The organism is uncultured Campylobacter sp. (assembly GCF_905371695.1).
Lineage (GTDB): Bacteria > Campylobacterota > Campylobacteria > Campylobacterales > Campylobacteraceae > Campylobacter_A.
Genome location: NZ_CAJPMA010000086.1, coordinates 1 through 7009 on the forward strand (window position 1 = coordinate 1; position 7009 = coordinate 7009).

General features: G+C 48.0%; 7 protein-coding genes. 3 read left to right on the forward strand and 4 right to left on the reverse strand.

Annotation, left to right across the window (positions count from 1 at the left end):
- Window positions 1-252 precede the first annotated feature (252 nt).
- On the reverse strand, window positions 253-738 hold the full coding sequence (gene ybeY / locus QZ147_RS07525; RefSeq protein WP_295148873.1) for an rRNA maturation RNase YbeY: 486 nt from the start codon (window positions 736-738) through the stop codon (window positions 253-255).
- Between the two features lie 128 nt (window positions 739-866).
- On the opposite strand from ybeY, the gene queC reads away from it, so the two are divergent.
- Window positions 867-1535 carry a 7-cyano-7-deazaguanine synthase QueC gene (queC, locus tag QZ147_RS07530; RefSeq protein ID WP_295148875.1) on the forward strand — a complete coding sequence of 223 codons (669 nt, stop codon included), beginning with the start codon at window positions 867-869 and terminating at the stop codon, window positions 1533-1535.
- 122 nt (window positions 1536-1657) lie between these two features.
- Here the strand turns inward: queC and QZ147_RS07535 are convergent, their stop codons facing one another.
- A complete protein-coding gene (locus QZ147_RS07535; RefSeq protein WP_295148877.1) occupies window positions 1658-2152 on the reverse strand; it encodes a hypothetical protein in 495 nt (164 codons plus the stop codon).
- 63 nt (window positions 2153-2215) lie between these two features.
- Window positions 2216-3154 carry an AraC family transcriptional regulator gene (locus tag QZ147_RS07540; RefSeq protein ID WP_295148878.1) on the reverse strand — a complete coding sequence of 313 codons (939 nt, stop codon included), beginning with the start codon at window positions 3152-3154 and terminating at the stop codon, window positions 2216-2218.
- Window positions 3155-3262: 108 nt separating this feature from the next.
- Here QZ147_RS07540 and QZ147_RS07545 point away from each other — a divergent pair, with 108 nt between their 5' ends.
- Window positions 3263-5221, forward strand: a complete 1959-nt coding sequence (locus QZ147_RS07545) for a TonB-dependent receptor (RefSeq protein ID WP_295148879.1) — start codon at window positions 3263-3265, stop codon at window positions 5219-5221.
- A gap of 8 nt (window positions 5222-5229) precedes the next feature.
- The gene (locus QZ147_RS07550) at window positions 5230-6375 is read left to right on the forward strand and encodes a PepSY-associated TM helix domain-containing protein (RefSeq protein ID WP_295148880.1); all 1146 of its coding nucleotides are present in this window, start codon (window positions 5230-5232) and stop codon (window positions 6373-6375) included.
- Between the two features lie 9 nt (window positions 6376-6384).
- Here the strand turns inward: QZ147_RS07550 and QZ147_RS07555 are convergent.
- Window positions 6385-7009 (reverse strand): tetratricopeptide repeat protein (locus QZ147_RS07555; RefSeq protein WP_295148882.1); only part of this gene is annotated, 625 nt, incomplete at its 5' end.

Here is a 7009-nt window from a genome sequence, read left to right on the forward strand (position 1 = left end):
CGATCATTTTAAAAACATATGTTTTAATTACCTTTTTGCGACTTTCCGTCGTAGATTATCGCAATTAATAAAATAACGATCGTAAGCGCGCCTCGTTAAGATTGCATTCATTATTATTCCTTAGTTTAATAGCATGCGCCAATAGACGCGCCTTCAAACCGGCCATTTTGCGATTAAGTTTTGCTGCGCGATAAAAATGAAAATTTTAAAAGCGCGGCGGGAATTTAACAAAAACGCGCCGAATATAAGCCCTTAAAATTTTCGCCCCTTTCTAGCATCCTTGGTCACTTCTAAAATCAGCGTTCCGTTTTGCGTCTCATCATCCGCCTCCTCCGCCTCGTAAGCGCGCACTATCAGGCTTTTTGGTAAATTAAACTTAGCTATCACGCGCTCCTCGGCTTCGCGCATCTGGCCGTCGTCGCTCTCGTGATCAAACCCCAAAACGTGTAGCAGTCCGTGCGTAAAAAGCAGCGCCGTCTCGTCGGCCTCGTCGTGCCCTAGCTCGGCGGCCTTCTTGCGCGCTAGATCGACGTTGATCGCGATACAACCCAGCGGCGTGTGTAGCACCGTCTCAAAAGGAAAGCTTAAAACGTCGGTGGTTTTGTCGATACCGCGCTGCTCGCGGTTGATGTCTCGCATTTGCTCGGCGCTAACTAAAATTAGCTCCACGTCGCCCGCCGTCAGCTCGGCGCAGATAGCGTCTAAAATTTCTGGGTATTTCTCGTCGCAAAGTATCATTTTTTGGCTCTTTTAGTTAAAATTTCGTATAATTCTAGCAAAAATCCGCAAAATTTCGGCATACGGACAAGCGGCGAAAATCTAAAATTTAATCCCGCTCAAAGCGAGCGAACGAGAAAGGAAAAATAGTGAAAAAAGCGGTTTGCATTATGAGCGGCGGCATGGATAGCACCCTGTGCGCCGCGCTGGCTAAGCGCGAGGGTTACGAGATTATCGCGCTGCATTTTGACTACGAGCAGCGCACCGCCGCGCGCGAAAGGCGGGCGTTTAACGACGTTTGCGACGCGCTTGGAGTCGCTAAACGGCTAAATTTAGACGTTAGCTTTATCGCTAAAATCGGCGGCAACGCGCTAACGGATACTAGCATCGCCGTGCCCAAAGGCGGGCTAACGCACGAAATCCCGTCCACATACGTGCCGTTTCGCAACGGGATATTCATCGCTATCGCCGCCGCGCTCGCCGAAAAAGAGGGCGCGCAGGCCGTTTTCATCGGCGTAGTCGAGGAAGATAGCTCGGGCTACCCAGACTGCACGGCGGAATTTATCGCTCGCATGAGCGGCGCGATCGACGCGGGTACGGCGCCCGCGACGCATATAAAAATCGTAACGCCGCTCGTAAATTTAAGCAAAGCCGACATCGTCGCAAAGTCGCTAGAAATCCGCTCTCCCGTGCATCTTACTTGGAGCTGCTACGAGCGAGAAGACGCGGCGTGCGGGGAGTGCGATAGCTGTCGGCTGCGGCTACGCGGATTTGAAAAAGCGGGCGCGAAGGATGAGATACCATACGTAACGCGCTAAATTCGCACTAGATTTTAAAACCGTGCGGGCTCGTAAAATTTTATGGATTTAATGCCTAAATTTTATAGCGCGGTACGGCGACGCGGGCGCGTGCTAGCGACCCGTAAATTTAGCCTTTATTTTTAAGCTCGTCGTATTTTTGAGCTATTTTTTTGCTTTTGAGCGGAGCTTAAATTTTTAGAATTTAAAGCCTTGCTTATAGCGGCGTTAGCCTGCGCGGTAAGCAGCTCGTAGATAGAATTTACGCCGTCCGAGCTAGAATTTAGCAGCGACGAAAGTAAATTTTCGCCCTGTAAATTTTGTCCGCCGGCGCCTTTAATTCTAGAGCTAAAATTTAGAGCGTTTAAACTTAGCTTATCCACGTTTTTCAAACCTAAATTTTTTATCGCTCCGCTAATCGCACCGGCGCTAACGGCGGAATTTGCTAGCAGCGAGCTTACGGCTTTGCCCGCCTCGCCTCCGCCAAGCACGCTTGAAAAGTCGCCTTCGTTCGCCTTTTTACTGTCGTATTTAAGCAAAAAGTCAAGAAAACTTCCGCCTGCGCGCGCGGCTTTATACATATTATAACCCGCGCTAGCGGCGGGGTCTAGCCTAAACAAATAGCTTTTATCGTCCATTTTTTATCCTTAAATTTCGCCTAAAAAGCAAAACGCGTTCCTATTTAGGACGCTTGCAGGCGATTAGATATAAATTTTTTTCGCCTTTACCAGCTCAAACGGAAAGACGCCGAATTTCGCCTTAAAAATTTTGCTAAAATGCCCGAAGCTACTGTATCCGACCGCCTGCGCCGCCTCTTTTACGCTAACGTCGTTTTGCGCGAGCAGTTCGCGCGCTAGCCTTAGCCGCTCGTCCGCCAGCATACCGTAAATAGTGACTCCGAAATACTCCTTAAACTCCTTTTTTAGGCTAAATTCATTAGTGGCGCATAACCTAGCCAGCTCTTTAATGGACGGCGGATTTTGCAAATCCGTAAGTAAAATTTCGCGCGCTTTATTTAGCTTCTTTACCGCATCAAGGCCTAAATTTCGCTCTTTTTTAGCACGTTTAGCGTCAAAGCTTCGGTAAATAATCTCTAAAATTTTACTCTCCGTAAAAATTTCGCGCATTTTACCCTCGTAAATTTTAGCGCCATCGAGCTCGTTTAAAATAAGTCTTTGCACGGGCGAAATTTTCTGCTTTTTAACCGCTAAATTTCGGTCCAAATCCAGCCCTTCCAGTACGCCTAACTCGCGAGCAAGCTCTGTTTTAATTCCGATACACTGCGTTTTATAAAATTTATTTTCAAATTCGTGCGCCCCGCTAAAATCGTCCTGCATAGCGCCTACTAAAAATTCTCCGCTTTTTAGCGAAATTTCGCTATTTTGCGCCCTAAATCGCACGCAGTTTTCGCCGGTGTTAAAAAATAAAAACGAATAATTAATCCCCTTGTCGTGGCGGTGAGACAGCGCGCTATTACATAAAATTTCGCTTTTATAATAGCTAAGCTCTGGGCTTACGCTAAAAAGATTAAAGCTAAATTTCATATCGTCGTTTACGAAATTTTTACCCACGTATCGCTTTTTGCGCGCGACGATTTCGTTTGAGACGTCGTTAAAAAATTCGTCTAAATTTTTACTCATTTCTCCCTCCGGCGATAGTATTTTCTCCGTCTAGCGATAGATATTTATTGATAACAATAATCCAATTTTAGTAAAATACGTTTTAAAAATTTATAAAAGGGGAAGTTAATGAAAAATATGCTTAAAATTTCGCTAGCCCTATCGGTAGCGACTAGCGCGGCGCTATTTGCGGACGAGCCCGCGAACGTAAATTTAGAAGAAATTAAAGTCGTAAGCGCGACGGGATACGAGCAAAATATCGCCGATGCGCCCGCGTCTATCTCCGTAATAACGCAAGAAAATATCAAAAAGCGCAACTATCAAGATTTAGCCGACATCGTAAACGACCTGCCTAGCGACGCGACTTATACGCTAGGCGCGGCTAGCAAAAAGGGCATTTCTCTGCGAGGGCTGGGCGCTAAATACACGAAAATTTTAGTAGACGGCCGCCCGGCGACCAGCGATAGCGCCTACAAAGGGCTTCGCGCGATAGGCACGGGTCAAAATTTCTTACCGCCCGCAAGCGCGATAGAGCGCGTGGAGGTGATCCGCGGTCCGATGAGCTCGCTATACGGCAGCGATGCGATGGGCGGCGTGATAAACATAATCACGAAGGGCTTTTCAAACGAAATTTCAGGCAGCGTCGGCGGATACTACACCTTTGCTAGAAAAAGCTACATAAAAGGCGATTACCAAAGCAACTTCTACCTAAACGGCGCGCTAGTGCAGGACGTTTTGGGCTTTGCGCTGGACGGAAAATATTTTAAAAAGATAGAAGATAAAATAAGCTACGGTAGCCGCGAAAACGAGGAGAAAAATTTCGGCGCGAAACTCATGTATAAGCCTACGGACCGCGACGACGTCGAGCTCACGTATAGGCGCGTAAATAACGATTTTCGTAGGAGCGAGGGTAGGACGCTGGGAGCTTCCGGTACCAACGACGGCATTAGATTAGAAAGCGCGAAGGGCTACAACGCAAGCTTATCCCACTCCGGAAAATACGATAAATTACTGCTTGAAAGCTACCTCAGCTACGACGATATGAAAGAAAGCGGCCAGCAAGACTTGCGTCTAAAAACTACGACGCTAAATTCCAAAGGCGCGTACTTTTTTGATTCAAACACCTTAACGCTAGGCGCGCAGTATCGCCGCGAACGCCTAAACGAGGAGGCGACTACCGCGGATGCGGCCAACGTCAAACGCTGGGATTATTCGCTATACGGCGAGGATGGCTATTTTTTAACGGACGCTTTGACGCTAACGGCGGGAGCGCGCTATAACCGCGATAAAGACTACGGCGGACACCTCTCTCCGCGCGGATATCTCGTGTATCACTTAACGGACGCCTTGTCGCTAAAAGGCGGCGTATCGACGGGGTATTCGACGCCCGATATCAAGCAGCGCACCGACGGACTGGCGCTTCCGTTTGCGGGCGGACGCGGCGCGCAGCTGGGTAACAGCTCGCTAAAACCCGAAAAAAGCGTAACCTACGAAGCGGGCGTCGCATACGAAGAGCGCGGCAAATACGCCCTTAGCGCGACCGTATTTCGCACGGACTTTAAAGACGGTATCTCTACGCAAAAGGTTTGTATGGGCGGCCCGTCTTGCAGACATAAAGGCAAAGTTTATCCGCGCGGGATTTGGAATACGATTAACATAGGCAAAGCCGAAGTTAAGGGCGTAGAGCTCACTGCGGACTACGACGTAACGAGCGATTTGGCGCTTCACGCGAACTATACTTACAATAAATCAAAGCAAAAAACAGGCGACGAAAAGGGCCATACGCTAAATAACTTGCCCGTTCACGTCATAAAACTAGGCGCGGATTACGATCTAAACGCGAATTTTAACCTTTGGTCGCAGATGAATTATCTAGGACGCACGAAAGACAGCCTAAGCTACGATAACGACATAGAAAGCTACGTTTTATTCGACTTGGGCTTAACGTATAAAATCACTAAAAACGCGAGCGTAAATTTAAGCGCTTACAACGTATTTAACGAACACGTCGTAACGCGCTCGGGAAGATACGACGTGATGATCGCCGACGGCGCGAAGTATCAAATCGGCTTTAACGTAAATTTCTAAGGTAAGATATGCGGCAAGGGCTTTTTAAAAGGCGAAAATTTTGGTTTAACCTACATCTAACGCTAGCTATCGTTTGCGCTTTGCCGCTTTTTATCGTCGCGCTTTCGGGCTGCGTGATCTCGTATCACGACGAGATAATCGAGCTTTTTGAAAGCAAAACGCAAATTTCTAATGCCGGTAAACCCTTGGCCGTGAGCGAAATTTTGACTAAATTTCGCGAGCAAAAGGGCGATTTTTCCGTTAGCTACGTAAGCTTTAAAAAAGGCGGCGGGGCGATTAAAATTTCTGGAATCGACGGGGCGGGCGCTTTTAATAGCTATTTCGTAGATCCGTATTCAGGCGGCGTAATCTCGCAAAGCGCCGGCGATAAAATCGTAGCCGTCGCTATAAATTTGCATAAAAATTTGGGGCTAGCGCTAATAAATCCGCAAAGCGAGGCTCTAAATTTTACCGGTAAGCAAATCAGCGCGATCTCTACCGCGGCGCTAATCGCGCTGATAATTTCGGGCATTATAATTTACTATCCGTCGTTTCGCACGAAAATTTTGCGGGCGTTTACTATAAATTTTAAGGCGCGCGGATACAACCTACTTTATAAAATTCACGCCGCCGCAGGCGTTTATAGCGCGTCGGTATTGCTTATTATCTGCTTTACGGGACTATATTTTTCATACGATTTTATCGCGCGCGGGACGAATAAAATTTTAGGCGAAAGCGAAATTTTACGTAGGCCTAATTACACGCAAACCCGCGGGCTAGACATAAACGAAACGGATAAATTTTCGCGATTTGACGAGGTTTTAAAAATTTTTAAAAGCGAAAGAGGCGAGAATTACGAGTTTTTAAACATTGCGGTTTCGCGCGGAGCGGGCGTTTTTAACTGTATTTACGCAGACGCGGGCGAGGAAGGCGAGGAGCGGGTAAGCTCGATGAGTATAGACGGGGGATCCGGTAAAATTTTGCGTAATTTACGCTTTGACGACGCTAACGCCAAACCGCCAAGACCGCTTGCTATCACGAAATTTATGCTAAATTTGCACGCGGGCTACGTATTTGGCGAAGCGGGAAAATTTTTATTTTGCCTAAGCTCTTTTTTGGTCGCGGCGTTTATAATCACGGGGTTTTTAATGACGGCAAAGCGGACGAGATGGTAAATTTGCCCTCTACCGAAAGTCTTTAACGTACTCGCACGCGCTAAATTCGCCGAGCTCGCAGCCTCGCTCGTAAAATCCTTTCGCGAATTTTCTATCTTTTTCGACGCCCTGCCCCTTTTCATAAGCAAAGCCGAGATTCGAACACGCCAGCGCATTGCCAAGCTTGCAAGCTTTATAAAAAAGCTCCGCCGCCTTCGCATAGTCCTGCTTCACGCCCTCGCCCTTAAAATAACAAACCCCAAGATCGGCGCAAGAGCCGACGTGTCCGCGCTCGCAAGAGGCCGCAAATATCTGCGCCGCCTTTGCCGTATCCTTTTGCACTCCGTCGCCCATCGCGTAGCTTAAGCCAAGATTGTAGCACGCCGTTTCCTCGCCCAGCTCGCAAGCTTTACTAAACAGCTCGTTCGCCTTTTTGCCGTCCGGGTAGACGCCAAGCCCCTTGCCGTAGCTATACGCCAGACTCGCGCAACCCTCGGCGACGTCCTTTTCGCATGCTCGTCTAAAAAGCTCGTTAGCTTTATCGCGGTCTTGCGCCGCGCCTTGTCCGTTTTGATAAAGCAGCCCTAGATACACGCAAGCCCTATCCGCGCCTAGTTTTATGACGTGAACGGGCAAGTTATTTAGCGTATGGCCC

What these genes read in the sequence shown, in the direction of transcription:
- QZ147_RS07550 (WP_295148880.1), top strand. Translation starts at nt 5,230, where the DNA reads ATGCGGCAAGGGCTTTTTAAAAGGCGAAAATTTTGGTTTAACCTACAT.
- QZ147_RS07545 (WP_295148879.1), top strand. Translation starts at nt 3,263, where the DNA reads ATGAAAAATATGCTTAAAATTTCGCTAGCCCTATCGGTAGCGACTAGC.
- QZ147_RS07535 (WP_295148877.1), bottom strand. Translation starts at nt 2,152, where the DNA reads ATGGACGATAAAAGCTATTTGTTTAGGCTAGACCCCGCCGCTAGCGCG.
- ybeY (WP_295148873.1), bottom strand. Translation starts at nt 738, where the DNA reads ATGATACTTTGCGACGAGAAATACCCAGAAATTTTAGACGCTATCTGC.
- QZ147_RS07540 (WP_295148878.1), bottom strand. Translation starts at nt 3,154, where the DNA reads ATGAGTAAAAATTTAGACGAATTTTTTAACGACGTCTCAAACGAAATC.